Annotated in this window: 18 protein-coding genes; 7 read left to right on the top strand and 11 right to left on the bottom strand. The window is 75.0% G+C overall.

All coding sequences use genetic code 11. The annotated features are described in order from the left end of the window. Positions 1-141: 141 nt before the first annotated feature. Entirely contained in the window at positions 142-1,812 is a 1,671-nt protein-coding gene (ettA, locus tag ACI79D_RS24265) for an energy-dependent translational throttle protein EttA (RefSeq protein WP_456921095.1), read from the top strand. A gap of 170 nt (positions 1,813-1,982) precedes the next feature. Next, positions 1,983-2,399 carry an acyl-CoA thioesterase gene (locus ACI79D_RS24260; protein ID WP_456921094.1) on the top strand — a complete coding sequence of 139 codons (417 nt, stop codon included), beginning with the start codon at positions 1,983-1,985 and terminating at the stop codon, positions 2,397-2,399. Between the two features lie 21 nt (positions 2,400-2,420). Here ACI79D_RS24260 and ACI79D_RS24255 read toward each other — a convergent pair whose 3' ends face one another. The 5 genes from ACI79D_RS24255 to ACI79D_RS24235 all read right to left on the bottom strand — a co-directional run bounded on the left by ACI79D_RS24255 (position 2,421) and on the right by ACI79D_RS24235 (position 5,421). Beyond that, on the bottom strand, positions 2,421-2,852 hold the full coding sequence (locus tag ACI79D_RS24255) for a YccF domain-containing protein (RefSeq protein WP_456921096.1): 432 nt from the start codon (positions 2,850-2,852) through the stop codon (positions 2,421-2,423). 105 nt (positions 2,853-2,957) lie between these two features. Next, the gene (locus tag ACI79D_RS24250) at positions 2,958-3,488 is read right to left on the bottom strand and encodes an MOSC domain-containing protein (protein ID WP_456921093.1); all 531 of its coding nucleotides are present in this window, start codon (positions 3,486-3,488) and stop codon (positions 2,958-2,960) included. Further along, positions 3,488-4,117 carry an energy-coupling factor transporter transmembrane component T family protein gene (locus ACI79D_RS24245; RefSeq protein ID WP_456921092.1) on the bottom strand — a complete coding sequence of 210 codons (630 nt, stop codon included), beginning with the start codon at positions 4,115-4,117 and terminating at the stop codon, positions 3,488-3,490. Before ACI79D_RS24245 ends, ACI79D_RS24250 begins: the two co-directional genes overlap by 1 nt. Next, the gene (locus tag ACI79D_RS24240; protein WP_456921091.1) at positions 4,117-4,851 is read right to left on the bottom strand and encodes an energy-coupling factor ABC transporter ATP-binding protein; all 735 of its coding nucleotides are present in this window, start codon (positions 4,849-4,851) and stop codon (positions 4,117-4,119) included. The genes ACI79D_RS24245 and ACI79D_RS24240 overlap by 1 nt, the downstream gene beginning before the upstream one ends. Positions 4,852-4,854: 3 nt before the next feature. After that, positions 4,855-5,421, bottom strand: coding sequence for a biotin transporter BioY (locus ACI79D_RS24235; RefSeq protein WP_456921090.1), 567 nt, complete (start codon positions 5,419-5,421; stop codon positions 4,855-4,857). A 599-nt stretch (positions 5,422-6,020) separates the two neighbouring features. Between ACI79D_RS24235 and ACI79D_RS24230 the strand changes: the two genes are divergently transcribed. Next, positions 6,021-6,389, top strand: a complete 369-nt coding sequence (locus ACI79D_RS24230) for a hypothetical protein (RefSeq protein WP_456921089.1) — start codon at positions 6,021-6,023, stop codon at positions 6,387-6,389. 139 nt (positions 6,390-6,528) lie between these two features. Here ACI79D_RS24230 and ACI79D_RS24225 read toward each other — a convergent pair whose 3' ends face one another. From ACI79D_RS24225 to ACI79D_RS24205, 5 genes are all read right to left on the bottom strand, one after another. Then, the gene (locus tag ACI79D_RS24225) at positions 6,529-8,064 is read right to left on the bottom strand and encodes an ATP-binding cassette domain-containing protein (protein WP_456921088.1); all 1,536 of its coding nucleotides are present in this window, start codon (positions 8,062-8,064) and stop codon (positions 6,529-6,531) included. A 138-nt stretch (positions 8,065-8,202) separates the two neighbouring features. Continuing rightward, entirely contained in the window at positions 8,203-9,786 is a 1,584-nt protein-coding gene (locus tag ACI79D_RS24220) for a glycoside hydrolase family 13 protein (protein WP_456921087.1), read from the bottom strand. 159 nt (positions 9,787-9,945) lie between these two features. Beyond that, positions 9,946-10,371: a globin gene (locus tag ACI79D_RS24215; protein ID WP_456921086.1), complete on the bottom strand. Its 426-nt coding sequence runs from the start codon at positions 10,369-10,371 to the stop codon at positions 9,946-9,948. Next, positions 10,368-11,606, bottom strand: coding sequence for an MFS transporter (locus ACI79D_RS24210; RefSeq protein WP_456921085.1), 1,239 nt, complete (start codon positions 11,604-11,606; stop codon positions 10,368-10,370). The genes ACI79D_RS24215 and ACI79D_RS24210 overlap by 4 nt, the downstream gene beginning before the upstream one ends. Positions 11,607-11,683: 77 nt before the next feature. Further along, positions 11,684-12,700, bottom strand: a complete 1,017-nt coding sequence (locus ACI79D_RS24205; protein WP_456921084.1) for a mechanosensitive ion channel family protein — start codon at positions 12,698-12,700, stop codon at positions 11,684-11,686. 206 nt (positions 12,701-12,906) lie between these two features. Here ACI79D_RS24205 and ACI79D_RS24200 point away from each other — a divergent pair, with 206 nt between their 5' ends. Next, on the top strand, positions 12,907-13,869 hold the full coding sequence (locus ACI79D_RS24200; RefSeq protein ID WP_456921083.1) for an ABC transporter substrate-binding protein: 963 nt from the start codon (positions 12,907-12,909) through the stop codon (positions 13,867-13,869). 70 nt (positions 13,870-13,939) lie between these two features. Here ACI79D_RS24200 and ACI79D_RS24195 read toward each other — a convergent pair whose 3' ends face one another. Further along, the gene (locus tag ACI79D_RS24195) at positions 13,940-16,009 is read right to left on the bottom strand and encodes a prolyl oligopeptidase family serine peptidase (protein WP_456921082.1); all 2,070 of its coding nucleotides are present in this window, start codon (positions 16,007-16,009) and stop codon (positions 13,940-13,942) included. Between the two features lie 268 nt (positions 16,010-16,277). On the opposite strand from ACI79D_RS24195, the gene ACI79D_RS24190 reads away from it, so the two are divergent. The 3 genes from ACI79D_RS24190 to ACI79D_RS24180 form a co-directional block, all read left to right on the top strand. Then, complete coding sequence (locus ACI79D_RS24190) at positions 16,278-16,793, top strand: HNH endonuclease (protein WP_456921081.1); 516 nt, start codon at positions 16,278-16,280, stop codon at positions 16,791-16,793. A gap of 76 nt (positions 16,794-16,869) precedes the next feature. Further along, the gene (locus ACI79D_RS24185; RefSeq protein WP_456921080.1) at positions 16,870-17,727 is read left to right on the top strand and encodes an SCO6745 family protein; all 858 of its coding nucleotides are present in this window, start codon (positions 16,870-16,872) and stop codon (positions 17,725-17,727) included. Positions 17,728-17,847: 120 nt separating this feature from the next. After that, positions 17,848-19,361 (top strand): hypothetical protein (locus tag ACI79D_RS24180; RefSeq protein WP_456921079.1); only part of this gene is annotated, 1,514 nt, incomplete at its 3' end.

The following is a 19,361-nucleotide window of genomic DNA, read 5'->3' as shown; positions in this document are numbered from 1 at the left end:
AACCCCCCCCGAGCCCCGCGGGGCCCCGGGCGTCTAATCGCGGGGGGGGGGGGGGGGTGGGGGGGGGAGCGGGGGGGGGGGGGGGGGGGGGGGCGGCCGCCCCCCCCTCCACTCGCGAACGACGGAAGGCCTCGAAGCCCAGTGGCTCAGTACATCTACACGATGGTCCGTGCGCGCAAGGCGCACGGCGACAAGGTGATCCTGGACGACGTCACCCTGTCGTTCCTGCCCGGCGCCAAGATCGGCGTGCTCGGGCCGAACGGTGCCGGCAAGTCGACCGTCCTCAAGATCATGGCCGGCCTGGAGCAGCCCTCCAATGGCGACGTGATGCTGGCGCCGGAGGCCACGGTCGGCATCCTGCTTCAGGAGCCGCCGCTCAACGAGGAGCTCGACGTGCGCGGCAACGTCGAGGAGGCGGTCAAGCCCCTCCGCGACGCGCTGACCCGCTTCGAGGAGGTCAGCGCGGCGATGGGGGAGCCCGACGCCGACTTCGACGCCCTCCTCGCCGAGCAGGGCGAGCTCATGGAGTACATCGAGAACCACGACGGCTGGGAGCTCGACGCCCGCATCGAGCAGGCCATGGACGCGCTGCGCTGCCCGCCCGGCGACGCCGACGTGACCGTCCTGTCCGGTGGCGAGCGCCGCCGCGTGGCGCTGTGCAAGCTGCTGCTGGAGGCGCCCGACCTGCTGCTGCTCGACGAGCCCACCAACCACCTCGACGCCGAGAGCGTGGCCTGGCTGGAGCAGCACCTGGAGAAGTACGCCGGCACCGTCGTCGCGGTCACCCACGACCGGTACTTCCTCGACAACGTGGCCCAGTGGATCCTCGAGCTCGACCGCGGCCGCGCCTACCCCTACGAGGGCAACTACTCCACCTACCTCGAGACCAAGGCCGCCCGGCTCAAGGTCGAGGGCGCCAAGGACGCCAAGCGGCAGAAGCGCCTGAAGGAGGAGCTGGAGTGGGTCCGCTCGGGCGCCAAGGCCCGCCAGGCCAAGAGCAAGGCCCGCCTCCAGCGCTACGAGGAGATGGCGGCCGAGGCCGACAAGTACCGGAAGCTGGACTTCGAGGAGATCCAGATCCCGCCGGGCCCGCGGCTGGGCAACGTCGTCGTCGAGACCAGGGACCTGACCAAGGGCTTCGGCGACCGCGTCCTCATCGACGACCTGTCGTTCACGCTGCCGCGCAACGGCATCGTCGGCGTCGTCGGCCCGAACGGCGTCGGCAAGACCACGCTGTTCAAGATGCTGGTCGGCGAGGAGAAGCCGGACGACGGCGAGATCAAGGTCGGCGAGACGGTGAAACTGTCCTACGTCGAGCAGAACCGCAGCGGCATCGACCCCAAGAAGACGCTGTGGGAGGTCGTCTCCGACGGCCTGGACCACATCCAGGTGGGCAACGTCGAGATGCCCTCGCGGGCCTACGTCGCCGCGTTCGGGTTCAAGGGGCCCGACCAGCAGAAGCCGGCCGGCGTGCTGTCCGGCGGTGAGCGCAACCGCCTCAACCTCGCCTTGACCCTCAAGCAGGGCGGCAACCTGCTGCTGCTCGACGAGCCGACCAACGACCTCGACACCGAGACGCTGACCAGCCTGGAGTCCGCGCTGCTGGAGTTCCCCGGCTGCGCCGTGGTGGTCAGCCACGACCGGTGGTTCCTCGACCGGGTGGCGACGCACATCCTCGCCTACGAGGGCGACTCGAAGTGGTTCTGGTTCGAGGGCAACTTCGCCGACTACGAGAAGAACAAGGTCGAGCGGCTCGGGCCGGAGGCGGCGCGTCCGCACCGGGCGACCTACCGCAAGCTCACCCGCGACTGAAGAAGGACCCCGCTGCCTCCCACGCCTCGCAGGCTCGGCGCGGGACCCTGCGGCGGGGCCGTTGCAGCACCTCGACGGCGGCCGGTCGGAGCACGCGCTCCGGCCGGCCGTCGGCCTTCGTGCCCGGGTCGTGTGCGCGCCCCCGGCTGCTGTGCGGCAGGGTGTCGGCCGTGCGGTACACGGTGCAGGTCCCGATGCGCTGGTCGGACATGGACGCCTACGGCCACGTCAACAACGTCGTCTTCCTGCAGTACTTCGAGATGGCCCGCGTCGACCTGTTCTTCGAGCGGGCCTCGCTCGAGGAGCGCACCGGCCTGCGCCGCGGCACCGTTGTCGCCGCGCACGACATCCAGTACAAGCGTCCGGTCGTCTACTCGCCCCGGCCGCTCGACGTCCAGATCTGGGTGTCGGGCATCCGGGCGGCCGCCTTCAGCTGCCACTACGAGGCCTTCGACCACGACCACCTCGCGGTCACCGGCAGCACCCTGCTGGTGCCCTTCGACTTCTCGATCAACCGGCCACGCCGGCTCACCCCCGACGAGAAGGAGTTCCTGGCCCGCTGGACCGACGAGGCGCCGCAGTCCTGAGGCGGCGCCCGGCCTGCCGGCTCAGCGGACGGCCGGGGCCTGGACCACGCCGCTGCCCGCGTGCAGCCAGTCCCGCGGGGGATCGGTCTCGACCACGCGCTTGCCGAGCGGGAACAGGCCCACGGCGGCGAGCTTGAACGACGCGATCCCGAACGGGATCCCGATGATCGTCAGGCAGAACGCGATGCCGCTGGCGATGTGCACCAGCGCCAGCCACCACCCGGCGACCAGGAACCACACCAGGTTGCCCAGGGCCGAGGCGACGCCGGCCCCGGGCGTCCGCACCGTCGTCCGGCCGAACGGCCAGACCACGAACCCGGCCAGCCGGAAGGCGGCGATGCCGAAGGGGATCGTCACCACCAGCAGGCAGGCGATGAGGCCCGCCAGGGCGTAGGCGAGGGCCAGGATCCAGCCCTGGAAGACCAGCCAGACCAGGTTGAGCAGCGTCCGCATGGTGTCCACGCCAGTTCCACGGGCCGGGCTCCGGGCCGGTTCCCCGCGCGCCGTGGTGCCTCCCCACGGTGAGGGGCGGACCACCCGGAGTCCGACCGCGGCCCCTCAGCCGCCGACGGCGCGGGGCACCGGCCGGTCGGCGCCGGTCGGTGCCCCCCGGCGCGCGGCCTCCTCCTCGGAGACCACTCGCACCGGGGCGCCGGGCGCGATCACGGCGCCTGCGAACACCGCCGCGTTGATGCCGCCGCGGTGCACCATCGCCTTGACCAGTCGCGTCCCGGTCAGCCGCTCCAGGTGGGTGCACGGCGGGCAGCGCTTCGCCCCGAACAGCAGTGCGTCCCCGACGGCGAACCAGCGGCCCACCAGCGAGGGCAGGTCGATCCCGGTCGTGACCAGGTTGCGGCGGGTGTCGCCGGGCGTCAGGTCGGCACCCACCTCCGCCGCGACGGCCGCGACGTCGCCGGCGTCGATGAGCGTGAGCTGCTTCTCCAGGTCGGGGTAGCCGGCCCACGTGCCGCCCCCGAGCGCGTAGCGGTCGCCCTCCAGACCCAGCCCGGGCAGCAGCCGGGCCGAGGCCACCCGCCGCATCGGCGCGGCGGCCACCTCGGCCAGCCAGATCTCGGCGAGCTCGCCCATCACGCCCTCCGCAGGCCGCGCCGCGGCGGCACGTCGTCGGCCCCCCGCGCGTCCAGCGCCTCGCTCAGCGTGTGCGCCAGCCGCAGCACCGAGATGAGCAGCGGCACCAGCATCCCGGCGCGCAGCCGGCCGGCGCCGCGAGCGGCCTGCGCCTCGCGGATCCGGGCGGCCTGCTCGGCCACCAGCGGGATGAACCGCAGCGTCATCGCGATGACCAGGCCGACCCGGGCCGGCCGGACCCCCACCACGCGCAGCGGCGCGACCAGCCACTCCACGACGGCCACGAGCGCGGTGACGCGGGTGGTCGCGGTGACGACCGCGGCGGCCAGCACCAGGGTCAGCAGGCGCAGCACGGCCGTCACCCCGGTGACGGCGTCGGTGACCAGCAGGTGGACGGCGAGCAACGCGGCCAGCCAGGGCCACACCGGCCGCGCCTGCGCCGCCAGCGCGCCGGCCGGCAGCCGCGCGACGAGCAGCCCCAGCACCAGCACCGCGGCCAGCGCCCCCGCCTGCACCGCCAGGTGGGCGGTCAGGAACAGCCCGACGCCGAGCGCCGCGAGCACCGCGAGCTTCAGCCCCGCCGGGGCGCGGTGCACCGGGCTGGTGCCCGGGAGGTACAGCGACAGCATCACGCCATCCTGGCCACGTACCAGGGCACCGTCTCGGCGGGCGTGCCGTCGGCGACCACCCGGCCCTCGTCGAACACCAGCACCCGGTCGAACCCGTCGAGCAGATCCAGGTGGTGGGTCACGACGACGACGTCCTGCTCCAGCTCCTCGACGACCCGCGCCACGCGCCGGGTGTTGGCCAGGTCCAGCAGGGTCGTGGGCTCGTCGAACACCACCCGCTCCGGCCGCATCACCAGCACGCCGGCGATCGCCAGGAGCTGCTTCTGGCCGCCGGACAGCAGGTGCGCGGGGTGGTCGCGGTGCCCGTCCAGCCCGTAGCGCACCAGGACCTCGTCCACCCGGCGGGCGATCTCCTCGGCCGGCACGCCCTGGTTGGTCAACCCGAAGGCGACGTCCTCGGCGACCGTGGGGTGCACGATCTGCGCGTCGGGGTCCTGGAACACGAACCCCACCCGGCGGCGCACCTCCCGCACCCGGGTGCGGGTGTCCAGGCCGTCGACGAGCACGGTCCCGGCCGTCGGCACGACCAGCCCGTTGAGCAGCCGCGCGAACGTGCTCTTGCCCGAGCCGTTGGCCCCGATGACCCCCACCCGCGACTCGGTCAGGGTCAGCGAGACGTCGGCGAGCACGGTCCGCTCGCCGTAGGCGTGACCGACCTCGCGCAGCTCGATCCCGCTGCGCGGCAGGGTCGCCGCGGGCGCTGCCGCCGGCGCGCCCCGCCGTCCCCAGCGCACGCGTCAGCCGGCGGTGGCGCGCCGGGCCGGCACCTCGATCACCGGGTACGCGCGGCGGACCGCCACCGCCACCACCGAGGCGGCGACGGCCTTGACCACGTCACCGGGGATGAACGCCAGCGAGCCGGTGAAGGACGCCGAGAGCGGGACGTCGCCGTAGAGGCTGGTGAAGGGGATGCCGATCGCGTAGATGACGACGACCCCGCCGATCAGGTTGGCGACCAGCGCCCAGGCGAGGTTGAACCGCCGCCAGAACAGCTGGGTGAGCCAGCCGATGACGAAGGCCGCGACCGGCCAGCTGTAGAGGTACCCCGCGGTCGGCCCGACGAAGACGCTCAGGCCACCCCGGCCGCCGGAGAGCACCGGGGCGCCGACCGCGACGACGGCCAGGAAGACCAGGAGGGCCAGGCCGCCCCGCTTCGCGCCGAGCACCGAGCCGGCCAGCATCACGCCGAGGGTCTGCGCGGTGATCGGCACCGGGATGCCGGGCACGGGCACCGGCGGGAGCAGACCCAGCACGGCCGTGATCGCCGCGAAGAGCGCGATGTAGGCGAGATCCCTGGTCTTCACGGCGGTCTCCTCCTGACGGCGGCGGCTCGGTTCCCCGCTCGCTCGGGTCCCCGCGGAACGTACCGGAGGGTCGTCAGCCGTCCGCCGCCCGGCTTCCTGACCGCCCGCGGCCCGCAACTGCGGCGCCGCACCCGTCGTCGGACCCCGGTCCGACCGGTCTCGGAAGTCGTCGCCGTCGGTGCCTGCGCGCTCACCTGCAGATACGCCGGCCGGTTTGCCGGTCCTGCCGGAGGCGTGTTGTCTGGGGTTCCTGAGCCCCCTCGGCGAAGGCGGAACACGGCATGGCAAGCGGGAGGTGGGCGTCCCTGTGGCCGTGGGGACGCTCCGCACCGCAGGAGCTCCCGGTGGAGCGACCGCGGTCCCCGGAGCCGGCACCCGACGCCGGGTCCCGGACGCCGCCGGACGTGCCGCCCGCCGTCGACGAGGAGGCGGCGCACCGCGCTCCGGCCGGTGCGACGCGCACCCGCGCAGGACCGGCGCCCCCTCGGCACTCCGCGCGCCGACAGACGCCCGGTCCGTCCGCTCCATCCGGGTCGCCCCCCGACCCGGTGCGCAGCACCCCGCTGCGGCCCACCAACGAGACGACAGGAGCCCCATCCGTGGCACAGCTCGACAACGTCATCGCCGACCTGCTCGCGATCGAGGGCGCCAACGGTGCCGCGATCGTCGACATCGACAGCGGGATGGCCCTCGCCGCAGGCGGCACGCCCGGGTTCGACCTCAACGTCGCGGCCGCCGGGAACTCGAACGTGGTGCGCGCGAAGCTGCGCACCATCAACGACCTCGAGCTCAAGGACGAGGTCGAGGACATCCTCATCACGCTGCAGAGCCAGTACCACCTGATCAACGTGCTCAAGGGGCAGGGCAACGCGGGCCTGTTCATCTACCTCGTTCTCAACCGCGTGACGGCGAACCTCGCCCTGGCCCGGCACAAGCTGCGGGCGATCGCGGGCACCGTCAGCGTCTGACGCGGCGGCGGCGGCGCCGCCCGGGCCCGAGGGCCGGGCGGCGCCGGCGGCCCCGTCGGCCCTCCTGCAGGGCCCCGCCGCGGCCTCGTCCAGAGGCCCCGCCGCGAGCTCGCGAGTGGTGGGGGCAGGGGGTCCTTGCTCAGGCGGCGGCGGTGGCGGCCTCGACGATGCGCTCCCGCACGGCGTCGAGGGCGAGCTCGCCGGTGTCGATCCACCGGGCGACGCGGCCACCGGCCACGATGCCCACGCGGTCGCAGAAGTCGGCCAGCTCGTCGGGGTCCACCGACACCACGACGACCGAGGTCCCGTGCGCGGTGGCCTCGTCGAGCAGCTGCCGCACCTGCTGGCGGGCCCGGACGTCGAGGCCGCGGGTGGGCTCGTGCAGCACCACGACGTCCCGCGCCGAGGCCATCCACCGGGCCAGCGCCAACTTGTGCTGGTCGCCGCCGGACAGGGCGCCGAAGACGGTGCGGATGCTCAGCGTCTTGACGTCGAGCTTGTGCACCGTGTCGATCACGTTGCGCAGGGTGGCGATCTCCTTGCGGAGGTCGGTGAGCGAGCCCCACGCCTCCTGGGTCAGCGTGCGGGCGATGGTCTCGCCGGGGTCGACCCCGTAGGCGTCGTCGTCGGGACGGTAGACGGGCAGCCGCAGGGCCTCGTCGTCCGCCGTGGGGTCCAGCGAGCGCGGCTCGCCGTGCAGCACCGCCTCGTCGCTGAGTGCCGGCAGCTCCCCGGTCAGGGCCCCGGCGATCTCGCGGACGCCGGAGGTGCGGTGCCCGGTCAGCCCGACCACCTCGCCGCGGCGCAGCAGCAGGTCGACGCCCTCGACCCGGCCGGGCACCCGCAGGTTGCGGACCCGCAGCGCGACCTCCTCGGAGGGGGCCGGCCGGGCCGGTGCGGGGACGGGGGCGGCCTCCGGCGGGGCCGGCTGGGGGACCGTCGGCTCGCGGCGCACCGGCAGCGACACCGGACCGCCCACCGTCTCCGCGGCGAGCCGGACCGGATCGAGGGACGCGCTCGGGCTGTCCAGGACGATCCGGCCCTCCCGCAGCACCAGCACCCGGTCGACCACCTCGAGCATCTCGGGCAGCCGGTGGCTGATGTAGAGCACGCCCCGCCCCTGCCGGCTCAGCTGGCCGGCGACGGCGTGCAGCCGGGTGACCTCCGACGGCAGCAGCACCGCCGACACCTCGTCGAGCACGACCAGCCGGGTCTCCTCGGCCAGCACGCGGGCGGTCTCCACCAGCGGGTGCACGAAGTGGGGCAGCTCCCCGACGAGGGTGTCCGGGTCGACGTCGAGGTCGACCTCGGTGAGCAGGACCCGGGCCGGCTCGCGCAGCTCGGCCTGCGGGCGCCCGGCCTGCGGCGTGCCGCGGAACACGGCCTGGGCGACGGTCAGCTCGGGGTCGATCCGGACCAGCTGCTCGACGACCCCGACCCCGACGTGGCGGGCGTCGTCGGCGGACAGGGGGGCGTAGGGGTGACCCTGCAGCGTCATCGCCCCGGCGTCGGCCGGGGTGATCCCGGCGATGATGTCGCCGAGGGTCGACTTGCCCGCGCCGTTGGTGCCGACGAGCCCGACGATCTCGCCCTCGCCGAGGCTGAAGGAGACGTCCCGCAGGACGCGCCTCCCCCCGAAGGACTTGGTGAGTCCCTCGACCTTGAGCAGCGTCATGGGCGGGCGGCCTCCCCGGCATGGTCCCCGACCACGGGGTCGGTCGATCGTCGTGTCAGCGTCCCCCGCGACGCTTCGTCACGGGTCCGATGCTACCCGCGCACGGAGTGGGCGCCTCCCGAACGACGGGGTCCTCCCTCAGGCGCGCAGCCACACCGCCGTGTTCGACGGGACGGCGCCGCGGGACACGTCGGCGCTGGCCAGCAGGACCTCGCCCTCGGGCAGCGGGACGTCGGCTCCGGAGACGTTGAGCAGGCACACCAGGCCGCCCGGACGGCGGAACGCCAGGCAGCTGTCCGGGGCCGGCAGCCACTCCAGCGACTCCCCGTCGAAGGCCGGCGAGGTGCGCCGCAGCGCGAGGGCCGACCGGTACAGCGACAGCACCGAACCGGCGTCGGCCGCCTGGGCCTCCGCGGTCAGCGGGCCCCAGCCCTCGGGCATCGGCAGCCAGGTGTCCCGGCGGGCGGAGAACCCGTAGGAGGGCTCGCTGCCCGACCAGGGCACCGGGATGCGGCAGGCGTCGCGGCCCCGCTCGGTGTGGCCGGAGCGCTCCCAGATCGGGTCCTGCAGCGCCTCGTCGGGCAGGTCGACGTCGGGCATGCCGAGCTCGTCGCCGTTGTAGAGGTAGGCCGCCCCGGGCAGGGCCAGCTGCAGCAGGGCCGCGGCCCGGGCCCGGCGGGTGCCGAGCTCCCCGCCGCCGTAGCGGGTGACGTGCCGCGGGCGGTCGTGGTTGGACAGCACCCAGCACGCCGGGGCGGGGGTGCCCTCGACCGTGGCCAGCGAGTGCACGACGGCGTCCCGGAGGTCCTCGGCGGTCCAGTCGGCGGTCAGCAGCTTGAAGTTGAACGCCAGCTGCAGCTCGTCGGGGCGCAGGTACTGCGCGAGCCGGTCGTCGTCGGAGACCCACACCTCGCCCACGGCCATGGTGCCCCGGTACCGGTCGAGCACCGCGCGGATCCGCCGGTGCACGTCGTGCACGCCGTCGTCGTCGAACCGGTGGTCACCCGGGCCGTGGTCGTCGAGCAGGCCGGTGTCCTCCATCGGCTGCATGTCCGGCAGGCCCTCGGGCTTGGCCATGCCGTGGGCGACGTCGATGCGGAAGCCGTCGACGCCGCGGTCGAGCCAGAACCGCATCGTCGTCTCGAGGTCGTCGAGCACCTCGAGGTTGGTGAAGTCCAGGTCCGGCTGCTCGGGCGCGAACAGGTGCAGGTACCACTGGCCGTCTGGCACCCGGTCCCACGCCGGGCCGCCGAACACCGACGGCCAGTTGTTGGGCGGCTCGGCGCCGTCCGGGCCGCGGCCGTCGCGGAAGACGTACCGCGCCCGCTCCGGCGAGCCGGGGGCGGCGGCCAGCGCCGCCCGGAACCACTCGTGCTGGTGCGAGCTGTGGTTGGGGACCAGGTCGATGGTCACCCGGATGCCGGCGGCGTGCGCCTCGGCGAGCAGGGCGTCGAACTCGGCGAGGTCGCCGAAGGCCGGCTCGACGTCGCGGGGGTCGGCGACGTCGTAGCCGTGGTCGGCCATGGGGGAGGGGTAGAACGGCGTGATCCACAGCGCGTCGACGCCGAGGTCGACCAGGTGCGGCAGCCGCGCGCGGATGCCGGCGAGGTCACCGACGCCGTCGCGGTTCCCGTCGGCGAAGCTGCGGATGTAGACCTGGTAGAAGACGGCGTCCCGCCACCAGTCGGGGCCGGACGTGCGGAACGGGCGGGCAGGGCTCACCGGTCTCCTCGAGGAGTCGTACGGGCGTGTTCGCCCCGCAGCGGCAGGGGCGGCCCCGTCCCGGGTCCCACCCCGAGCTTGCGAGGGGTGGGGAGGACGGGCGGCCTCCCTGCAGGGACCCGCCGCGAGCTTGCGAGTGGCGGGGGGCAGGGAGGTCCTTTAGACGATGGAGAGGTCGCCGGGCGTGTCGTCGGGCCAGCGGTTCTGCATGCTGCGCGCGGCCATCTCCAGGTAACCCCAGAGCGTGGCGTCCTGCTCGGTGGTGAGCTCGAGGGAGTCGACGGCGTCGCGCATGTGGGCCAGCCACGCGTCGCGCTCGGCCGGGCCGATGGCGAACGGCGCGTGCCGCATCCGCAGCCGCGGGTGGCCGCGCTGCTCGGAGTAGGTGGTCGGGCCGCCCCAGTACTGCTCGAGGAACCCGCGCAGGCGGGCCTCGGCGCCGTCCCAGTCGTCCTGGGGGTACAGCGGCGCGAGCACCGGGTCGGTGCGCACCCCGGCGTAGAAGCGGGCCACGAGCCGTTCGAAGGTCGGCGCACCGCCGACCTCCTGGTAGAAGGTCCGCGCCGAGGGAAGGGGACGGCTCATGACACCGATCGTCCCGCAGCCGCGGCGCCCGCTGCCACGTGACCCTGGGTACGTCCGTAGGCCACGAGCGGCGGGACGACGGCCAGCAGCCCCACGCCCCCGATGAGGGCCACCACCGCGCCCGAGGACATCCCCTCGGCGGCCAGGCCGGCGGCGAGCACGCCCAGCCCCTGGACGCCGTAGAGCCCGCTGACCGCGACGCCGAAGGCCCGCCCGCGGTAGGCCTGCGGCACCGCCTGGACGAAGGCGACGTTGAGCGGGATCTGCCACGCCGCCCCGAGCCCGGCCACGAACACCAGCGCCACCACGAGGGCGTAGGCGCCCCACCCCGGGTCGCCCCACACCGCCACCAGCCCGGCCAGCAGGACCGGCGCCAGGGACAGCAGCACCAGACCCGGGACCAGGCGCTCCCGCCGGTCCTGGGTGACGGCGCGGGCGATCACCAGCCCGCCGACGGTGGCGCCGAGGGGGTTGGCCGCCAGCAGGATGCCGACCTGCGTGGCACCCTCGCCCAGCTCGTCGACCAGGGGGGCGGCGACGCCCTCGGAGGCGTTGCCGAACAGGGTGCCGATCCAGGTCAGCGCGATGATGGCGCGCAGCCGGGGCGTCCGGCCGATCAGCCGCAGCCCGTCGGCGGCGTCCCGCCAGACCGAGCGCGGGCCGTCGGCGTCCCCGCCGTCGTCGGGGGCCGGCCGGCGCTGCAGGCCCGCCCACAGCCACACCGCGGAGAGGACGAAGGTGGCGGCGTCGAGCAACAGCACCACGGACGGGGAGAGCACGGCCACCAGGGCGCCGGCGAGCACGAAGCCGACGACCTGGGCCACCTGCCCGACGACGTTGGTGAGGGACGTCGCCACGGCGTAGCGGTCGCCGTCCAGGACGTCGGCCATGAGCGCGGAGCGGGCCGACTCGAACGGCGGCGAGCCCAGCGCGACCAACAGCAGGAGCCCGAGCAGCACCGGCAGCGGGGTCCCGGGGACCGCCATGGCCGCGACCAGCACGGCCCGGGCGACGTCGGTCGCGATGAGGACCCGGTGCCGGGGGAACCGGTCGGCGAGGGTGGACAGCAGCGGGCCGCCGAGCAGCCACGGGAGGTAGCTGATCCCGAAGGTGATCGCCGACAGCAGCGGGGAGGAGGTGCGCTGGTAGACCAGGACGGTCAGCGCGACGCGGGCCAGTTCGTCCCCGATGGTCGACAGCAGGTAGCTGCCGAACAGCGGCCGGTACTCCCGCACGGCGAAGACCGAGCGGAAGCTCGCCGGGCGGGCGCGCGTGGCGCCGGCCGGGCCCTGGCCCGCCGGCGCACCCCCGGTCAGGGCGCCCCCGCCCGCGCGCCGGGCACCGCGCCCGCCAGGGGCAGCGGGGTCTTGATCCCCTCGACGACGAAGCGCTCCTGGAGCCGCATGCGCAGCTCGCGGCCGACCCGCCACTGGTCGGCGCTGGTGCTGCGCACCTGCAGCCGCATGACGACGCCCTCGGCGGTGATCTGCTCGGCCCCGAGGGACTCCGGGGCGGCGAGCAGCACCGGCGCCCACTCCTCCTCGGCGTACATCTCGTCGGCCACCTCCTGCAGGACGGTGCGGCAGCGCTCCAGGTCGGTGCCGTGGGCGACGGGCATGTCGATGACCACCTGCGCGAAGCCCTGGCTCATGTTCCCCACGCGGAGGATCTCGCCGTTGCGGGCGTACCACACGACCCCGTTGACGTCGCGCAGGCGCGTGATCCGCAGTCCCACGGCCTCCACGGTGCCGTTGACCTCGCCGAGGTCGACGACGTCCCCGACGCCGTACTGGTCCTCGAGGATGATGCCGATGCCGGCGATGAAGTCCTTCACCAGGTTCTGCGCGCCGAAGCCCAGCGCCACGCCCACCACGCCGGCGCTGGCCAGGATCGGCGCCAGGTTGATGCCCAGCTCGCCCAGGACGAGCACCACGGCGATGCCCAGCACGACGATCGACGAGAAGCTGCGCAGCACCGACCCGATCGCCTCGGCGCGCTGGGTGCGCCGGGCCGCGACGTGCTCAGCGGCCTCCCCGGGCGCGGAGGCGCGGACCCGGCGGGCCCGCAGGATCGCCGGCACCGCGCCGCCGGCGGTGGAGTCGGTGAGCCGGCGGATGGCGCGGTGCGCCAGCGCCCGCACCACCGTCGCGAGGACGACGATCAGCAGGATCTTGGCCGGCTTGGCGATGAGCGCCTGGGCATTCTGGGCCAGCCAGTCCATCCCGAACCAGTCGTAGACCTTCTGGCACAGCCAGTAGTCGGCGCAGTCCGGCACGGATCCGGTCAGGCTGTCGTCGGCAGCGGCGAGCACGGAGGGTGATGCAGTCATCACGGGGAATACTCTCAGGTTCCGGCCTCCAGTGGGACCACATCGTGGCGGTCCGGGCGTCCGGCCACGATTCGGTAGCGGTTCCGGCGGCCGTGTTGACGCAGCCGCGACACCGATCTGACGATCGCCGCCGACCATGCGTCGGAACCGTGTCCTGCACGTGTCCGGCGACGAAACACCCTGGAGGACCTGTGCGTCGTACGTGGATGGCCCTCGCCCTGGCGAGCACCGTGGTGCTCGCCGCCTGCGGGGGCGGGGACGAGGACTCCGGTGGTTCCGGTGGCGGCGGCGAGTCCGGCCCCACCCAGATCCGGGTCGGCGCGATCCCGATCGTGGACGTCGCCCCGCTCTACCTCGGCATCGAGCAGGGGATCTTCGAGAAGCACGACCTGGCGGTCGAGCCGTTCCTCGCCCAGGGCGGCGCGGCGATCGTGCCCGCCGTCGTCAACGGGGAGGCCCAGTTCGGCTTCTCCAACATCACCAGCTTGCTGCAGGCCACCGGCCGCGGCGTCCCGCTGGCCCTGGTCGCCCCGGGTCCGGGCGCGACCGGCAACGCCGAGGACGACTTCGCCGCCGTCGTCGTCCCGGCCGACAGCCCGATCCAGTCCTCCGCCGACCTGGCGGGCAAGCGGGTGGCGATCAACTCGATCAACAACATCAGCGACACGGTCGTCCGGGAGAGCGTCCGCCAGGCCGGCGGCGACCCCTCGACCATCGAGTTCGTCGAGATCCCCTTCCCGGACATGCCCGCCGCGGTGAGCACCGGCCAGGTGGACGCCGCCTTCGCCGTCGAGCCGTCCGCGACGGTCGGGGAGAGCCAGGGGCTGCGCCGGGTCTCGGCCCCCTACACCGAGACCGACGACGACCTGACCGTGGCCGGCTACTTCACCTCCGACCAGTACGCGGCGGAGAACCCCGAGGTCGTGCAGCAGTTCGCCGACGCGATGGTCGAGGCCCAGGAGTACGCCCAGGCCAACCCCGACCAGGTGCGTGAGGTGCTGGGCACCTACACCCAGATCTCCCCGGAGATCGCCCAGCAGCTGACCCTGCCGACCTACCAGAGCGAGATCAACCAGGAGTCGGTGGAGAAGCTGCTCCAGCTCGGCGAGCAGGACGGGATCATCGAGGGCGAGGTCGACCTCGACCAGCTCTACGTCCAGCAGGACTGAGGAAGGGCCCCTGCAGGGGGCCGAGCGCGGGCCCCGTCCCCTCCGCTGCGGGGGACGGGGCCCGTCGCGTTCAGCCGGTCAGGCCGGTGTGCGCGGCGAGGAACGCCAGTTGGTCGGCGGCCAGCCCGACCGTCCGGCTGACCGCGCGGGCCCCGTGGCCGACCTCGGTCTCCCGGCGCAGCAGCACCGGCGCCTCGGAGCTGGTCGCGTGCTGCAGGGCCGCGGCGAGCTTGCGCGCGTGCAGCGGGTCGACGCGGGTGTCGGACTCGAAGGTCGTGAACAGCACCGCCGGGTAGGCGGTGCCCTCGACGACCCGGTGGTACGGGGAGTACCCGAGCAGCCAGCCCAGCTCGACCGGGTCCTCGGCGGTGCCGTACTCGTCGTTCCAGGTCCGGCCGAGGCCGAAGAGCTCGTAGCGGACCATGTCCAGCAGCGGCGCGCTGCAGACGACGGCGGCGGCGAGGTCGGGCCGCTGCGTCAACGTCGCCCCGACCAGCAGGCCGCCGTTGGAGCCGCCCATCACCGCCAGCTGCCGGTGCGTCGTCCAGCCCTCGGCCACCAGGTGCTCGCCGGCCGCGGCGAAGTCGTCGAACACGTTCTGCTTGCGCTCGCGCATCCCTGCGCGGTGCCACTCCTCGCCGTGCTCGGAGCCGCCGCGCAGGTTGGCCACCGCCCACACGCCGCCCGCGGCCACCCAGGCCAGCGCCTGCGCCGTGTAGGACGGGGTGAGGGCCACGTTGAAGCCGCCGTAGCCGTAGAGGACCGTCGGGCGCGGGGTGTCGGGCCGTCCGGTCGGGGAGAGCACGAACAGGTGCACCGGCGTCCTGTCGGCCGACGTCGCGTGCGTCTCGACGACGTGCACCTCGGGCACCTCGCCGGCCACCGGCGCCCGCTCCCAGCCGGCCAGCTCCGCCGGGGCGGCGCCGTCCCACCGGTACACCGACGGCGGCGTGGCGTGGTCGGTGTACCCGATCCAGGCCGTCGTCCCGCCCTCGGGCGGCGAGCTGACCCCGGAGATGCTGCCCGCGCCGGGCCGGGGGAGCTCGGCGACGCGTCCGGAGCCGTCCCCGGCCCACAGCGACAGCCGGTCGGTGGCGTCCACCGAGTGCACGGCGAGGACCTGCAGGCCGCCGTCCGCGCCGTCGACGAGGGCGACGTCGGTGAGCACGCCGTCCTCCTGCTGGGGGACGACGTCCCGCCAGGCCTCCGGCGCCCAGGTGCCCGGATCGGCGGGGTCGGCCACGGCCAGCCGCCAGCGGGGCGTGCCGCGGTCGCTCATCAGCCACAGCCGGCCGTCGCGCGCCACCCACGCGGCGGTCTGCGCGTCGACCCCCACCTGCAGCTCGCGCAGGACGCCGTTCCCGGCCAGGTCGGCCAGCCAGACGTCGTCCCGCGGAGCGGTGCCGACCGACGCGGACACCACCAGCCAGCGGCCGTCGCGGCTGGTGCGCGCACCGAAGTAGGTCGCCGGGTCGCTGCCCTCGCCGTGCACCAGGGCGTCGGTGTCGGGGTCGGTGCCGACCCGGTGGCGCCACACCCGCCGGTGGAACTGCTCCTCGCCCGCGGGCACCAGCTCGGGGGCCAGCCGGCGGACGTAGAACAGCTCCTCGCCGCCGGGCAGCCAGGCGACGGGGGAGTACCGGCAGCGGTCGACCGGGCCGTCGAGCTGCTCGCCGGTGGCCACGTCGAGGACGTACAGCCGCGACTCCTCGTCGCCGCCGGTGGACAGCTGATAGGCCAGCCGGTCGCCCTCCCACGACGGCGACCACGCGTCGAGCGTCGTCGTGCCCGAGGGGTCGATCGCCGTCGGGTCGACCAGGACCCGGACGGTGCCGTCGGGCTCGCGCACGCGCAGGACCGCGTGCTCCTGCCCCGGGTCGCGACGGGTGGAGAACGCGCGGCCGGACCGCCACACGGGGACGCCGACCGCGCCGGCGTGCACCAGCTCCGCCAGCCGGGCCGCGAACCGGTCGCGCAGCGGCAGGGCGGCCAGCTCTTCGGCGGTCAGGGCGTCCTGGGCCTGCGTCCACGCGACCGTGCGGGCGTCGGCGGGGTCCTCCAGCCAGCGGTAGGGATCGGCGACGGCGGTGCCGTGGAGGTGCTCGACGAGGTCGAGCCGGGGGGCGTCGGGATAGCGCACCCGGGTCACGGTATCGAGGCCCTGAACGGTTCCCGGCAGCGCGGATGCGGCGTCGCAGGTCAGAATGGGGGCGCCCACGGGTCGCACTGCACCCGGCGCGCGGCACGCGGGCGCTCGGAGGTGCCTCGTGCCGCGTCATGCAACGGGGTCGCCCGCCGGCCATCCAGGTCAGCGGCACGACCCACCCCACCACCCACTGGCGCCCGCCTCACCGCGGGCCACGACGGCAGCGACCCTGCTGCTCAACGCCACTTACGAGCCGCTGTGCGTGGTGTCCAGCCGCCGCGCCATCGTGCTCGTCCTCGCCGAGAAGGCGGTGTCGGTGGACAGCGCCACCGAGCAGGTCCACTCCGAGACGGTCACCCTGCCGGTGCCGGTCGTGGTGCGGCTGACCCGGTACGTGCGCGTCCCCTACCCGGCGCAGGTGCCGCTGTCGCGGCGCGCGGTCTTCGCCCGGGACGGCTCCGCCTGCGTCTACTGCGGCGGGTCGGCGACCAGCATCGACCACGTCGTCCCCCGCAGCCGCGGGGGCACCCACACCTGGGACAACGTGGTCGCGGCCTGCCGCCGGTGCAACCACACGAAGGCCGACCGGTCGCTGGCCGAGCTCGGCTGGAAGCTGCCCCACCCGCCCCGGACCCCGAGCGGAGCCGCCTGGCGGCTGCTCGGCGCCCGCACCGTCGACCCGCGGTGGCGGGAGTGGCTCGCCCTGCCGGAGAAGGGCGGCGAGCGGGCGGGCGTGGGCCAGGCGGCGGTGTCGCGCGCCGGCGAGGAAGTCGCGTGAGCGAGGACCCCGTCCTCCCCACCCTCCGCAGGCTCAGGGCGGGACCAGGGAGTGGGCTGGGGAGCAGGGGCTCCCCGTGACCTCGCCGGCGACGGCCCGGCGCCTGTGGGCGCTGGCGGAGCCGGTCCACGCGTTGACCTACTTCGCCGACGAGTGCCGGTCGGCCGCCGAGTCCGCCGGGCTGACCGGCTTCTGGTCGGCCTACTTCGCCATGCGGGCCGCCCCGCTGGGCCCGGTCGGCCCCGAGGTGGTGACGGCGACCTTCTACAACTTCGCGCCCGCGTTCGTGGGGCGGCGGGTGCCGGCGGTCTGGCAGGCGGTGACGCCGGAGCAGGCGCTCGCCGCGCGGCTGACCGGGGTCGACGCGGCGATGCGCCGGGTGCTGGGCGAGGACGGGCCGGCCGCCGCGGCGGAGGCGGCCGAGCTGGCCGGGGTCGCCGCCGCGGCGGTGGACCTGCCCGGGCGGCCGCTGGCCGCGGCCAACGCCGGCCTGCCCGTGCCGGCCGAGGCGCACCTGGTGCTGTGGCAGTCGCTCACGACGCTGCGGGAGCACCGGGGCGACGGGCACAACGCCGCGCTGCTGCAGCGGGAGATCAGCGGGGTCGGCGCCCACGTCCTGGCCGCCGCGGCCGGCCGGACGGAGAAGGAGTGGCTCCTGCGCGCCCGCGGGTGGGACGCCGCCGCGTGGGACGCCGCCGCCGCGGACCTCGCCGCTCGCGGCTGGCTGGCCGGCGAGGAGCTCACCGCGGAGGGCGCCGCGATCGTGGCCGCCGTCGAGGCCGACACCGACCGGCTGGCGCTGGGCCCGTGGCGGGCGCTCGGCGACGTGGGCTGCGACCGGCTGGCCGAGCTGCTGGTGCCGCTGCGGCGCGCCGTCCTCGCCGCGGGGCTGTGGCCCGACCGCAACCCGATCGGCGTCCCCGACCCCGACTAGGGAAACCGTCCGGAATCGATACGCCGCGGCTCGGCGTGTCGCCGGGTCGCGTGTCGGACCGATCGCCATACGTTGCCGCTGATGGCGCGGTCGAGGCGCCCCGCTCGGAGAGGCCCCGTCGTGCTGACCCCGCTTCCGATCCGCCGTGTCCGTCCGGCCCGCGTCGCCCTGGTCGGTGCCGCGGCGGGCGCGCTGCTCCTGGCCGGAGCGCCGGCTGCGGTGGCCGCGCCGGCCCTGGTCGTGCCCCTGGACCCGCCGGACGTGACGGTCCTCCTCGTGCCCACCGAGAACCTCGGTGACCTGGAGGCTCCGGCCGAGGAGTGGACGCCGTCTGCGGTGACCGTGCAGTGGGGCGGTTCGGTGGTGGTCGAGCTGCCCGAGCCGCTCGACGCCGGCGCCACGCCGCTGGTCACGTTGGAGGTCGGGCACGAGGACGACCCGGAACCGCTGCGCACCTACTCCAGCGATCCGGCCGCGACCGACCCCCTGGCCGTGACCTCGCTGGGCGGCGGCGGGTACGAGGTCGCCCTGCCGACGGACGACGGCGTGAGCGGCGACGTCGCGGTGCTCACCGTGGAGGACGTCGTCGCCGAGGCGGCCGGCGACGTCGAGGTCTGGCCGGTGTCCTACTTCCTCCGGTTCGACGACGCCGCCGGGGAGACCCGGACCCTCGTCCCGCAGATGCTGGCCCTGTCCTTCCCCTCGTGCTCGCTGACCGCCTCCGAGGGGGAGTGTGCCCCCTACCGGGTGACGGCAGGCGACAGCCTGGAGCTCACCGCTCCGGCGGGGTCCCGGCTGCGCGCCCTGGGCTTCGGCACGCTGACCGACGTCCGGGCGGACCTCCAGTCACTCGACGACCTGTACTGGAGCGCCGAGGAACCGCCCGTCGTCGACGAGCCGACCGACGCGGCGGAGCCGCTCGACGCCGAGGACGGTGCGGTGCTGGTGGCCGCGGTCGCGGAGGCCGAGGCTCCTCGGCTCGCCGCTGCCCTGCTGGCCGGGAGCGAGGAGCCGGCCGGCGTCGATGACGGCGGCGACGGGGGCGTCGATGACGGGGACGACGGCGGCGACGGGGGTGTCCCCGCTTTCGCCGCGGCCGCCACCGCCCCGGTGCTCGCCTTGGCCGAGTCCGCCACCGAGGTCGAGGTAGAGGCCGAGGCCGAGGTCGAGGCCGATGCCGGGGAGGGGACCGTGGGCATCGCCGCGTCGGTGCTCGAGCCCGTGAGCCTGCCGGTGGAGTCGACGCAGCCCCATCGAGCGACGCTCTCCGTGCCGGCCGACACCACCCCGGGTCCCCACCTGCTGGTCCTCACCGAGGGGGATCCGGAGACCGGCGATGCCGCGGTCACGATGCTGCTGCTGGAGGTCACGGCAGCGCCGCCGGCGCCGGTGACCGAGGCGCCGGTGACTGCGCCACCTGCGGTCAACGCCGGGCTGCGGTCCAACACCGGCGCCGAGTCGGTCGCCCCGGCCGAGCCCGTCTCGGGTGGGTCGGCGACCGTGGCGATCGGCGCCGCGCTGCTCCTCCTCTCGGGTGTGGGCGGGATCGTCGCCGGCCGCGGGGGGGGGGGGGGGGGGGGGGGGGGCCCGCGGCCGCGGGGGGGGGGCGGGGGCCGGCCGGCGGGGGGGGCGCC

This window comes from Geodermatophilus sp. SYSU D00708 (assembly GCF_054050115.1).
Note: the sequence above shows the minus strand (reverse complement) of the source record. Positions and strands in the feature narration are given on the sequence as shown.